1 protein-coding gene is annotated in these 1,920 nt (G+C 64.4%); it reads left to right on the plus strand.

The genetic code is table 11. The features are described 5' to 3' along the window. Window positions 1–1,920: type VI secretion system Vgr family protein (locus ACFPM8_RS11650; RefSeq protein ID WP_378997719.1), on the plus strand; the 1,920-nt coding region annotated here is incomplete at both ends.

The following is a 1,920-nucleotide window of genomic DNA, read 5'->3' on the forward strand; positions in this document are numbered from 1 at the left end:
TTTTTCAGCCGCCTGTGCGAAGAATGGGGCATCAGCTATTTCTTTGAGCACAGCGACGGCGCGCATCGCCTGATCCTGGCCGACGCCAATGCGGCGTTCAGACCCTCCGCCAGCAGCACCTACCATGTCTTGAAATTCCGCCCGGACGGCAACCGGATAGCGGAAGAAACCATCCGCAGCTTCAGTCCCGCGCACCGGCTGACCGCCGGCACTTACACTAGCCGCGACTACGACTACATGCGGCCGAAGGCGGATCTGACGGTGCGCCGCAGCGAGCCGCGTCCGACGGCGCAGAATAATCAGGAGATGTACGAGTGGCGCGTCGATGCCAACTACACCCAACCGCAAGCCGGGTCGCAGCAAACCACCAATCATCCGCGCGCCGAAGGCGAGTTCATCGCGCTGATGCGTATGCAGGCGATGAGCAGCCAAGGCCGCCGCGCCCATGGCTCCGGGCCGCTGCGCGGCATGGTGCCGGGGTGTACCTTTACCTTGCAACAGCATCCGCACGCTGCCGCCAACATCGAGTACATCATCGTCTCGACCCGCCTGACAATCGAAGACGTGGCGCAGGCAACGCAAAGCCCCGGCGATCCCGACGCCCAGCAATATCGGGTCGACGCCGAGTTTGAAGTTCATCCGGCGCGCGAGCAAGAATTCCGCCCCGCCCGCAACAGCCCCAAACCCAAGATAGCCGGGGTGGTCACCGCCAAGGTGGTGGGGCCGGAAGGACAGAATTTGTGGGTCGATGCGCTGGGCCGCATCAAGGTCCAGTTTGCGTGGGACCGGCTTGGACACAACGACCAAAACAGCAGTTGCTGGATCCGCAGCGCCGAGATGTGGGCCGGCAACCAGCTAGGCAGCCTGCATTTGCCGCGCATCGGACAAGAAGTCGTGATCGGTTTCGACGGCGGCGATCCCGATCTGCCGTTGTGCATAGGCAGAGTCAGCAACCAGATGAACCAGCCGCCGTGGCAGCTGCCCAGCCAGCAAGCGCTGTCCGGCCTCCGCAGCCGCGAACTGATGCCGGGCGGCGGCAATAGTGCGGCCGGGCGAAGCAATCATTTGATCCTGGACGATACCGAACAGCAAATCCAGGCCCAGCTCAAAAGCGACCATCAGCACAGCCAGCTATCACTAGGCCACATCACCCGCATCGACGGCAATGCGGGGCGCAAAGACGCCCGCGGCAATGGCTGGGAATTGCGCAGCGATGGCCACGGCGTCGCCAGAGCGGCCCACGGCATGCTGCTGACCACCGAAGGCCGCAGCCAGGCGCACGGTCACATCACCGACCTTGGCGAAACGGCGCAACGTCTGACTCAGGCCAGAGAGCAGCACGCCAGCCTGGCCGATCTGGCGCAACAGCATCAGGCGCAAGAGCGCAGCGTCGATCAAAGCGAGGTCGCGCAAGCGATCCAGGCGCAGAACGCTGCGATCCAGGGCGCCGGCGGCAGCAGCGAAGCCGGCCGCTTCCCGGAACTGGCCGCACCGCACCTGGTGCTGGCCAGTCCGGCCGGCATCGAAACCACGACCGCGCAATCGACCCATATCGCCAGCGGCGAACATATCGCGCTGACCAGCGGCAAGCAGCTATCGCTGTCGGTCGGCAAATCGCTGTTGGCCAGCATCGCCGAGAAATGGTCGGTGTTCGTGCACAAGCTCGGCATCAAACTGGTCGCCGCCAGCGGCAAAGTACAGATCCAGGCGCAGAGCGACGACATCGAACTGATCGCGCAGAAAGTGGTGGAGATCATCAGCACCGGCGACTGGATCCACCTGAGAGCCAAGCAGGGGATACGGCTGCAAGGCGGGCATAGCGAGTTGGTGATCGGCGGCGCCGAGGATGGGCTGGTCGGCCGCACGCCCGGCGCGTTTCATGTGTGGTCGGCGGGGCCGCAGACGTTCGGGCCGATGAGC

Origin of the sequence: Paraherbaspirillum soli, from assembly GCF_042654985.1 — a bacterium.
Taxonomy (GTDB): Bacteria; Pseudomonadota; Gammaproteobacteria; order Burkholderiales; family Burkholderiaceae_D; genus Paraherbaspirillum; species Paraherbaspirillum soli.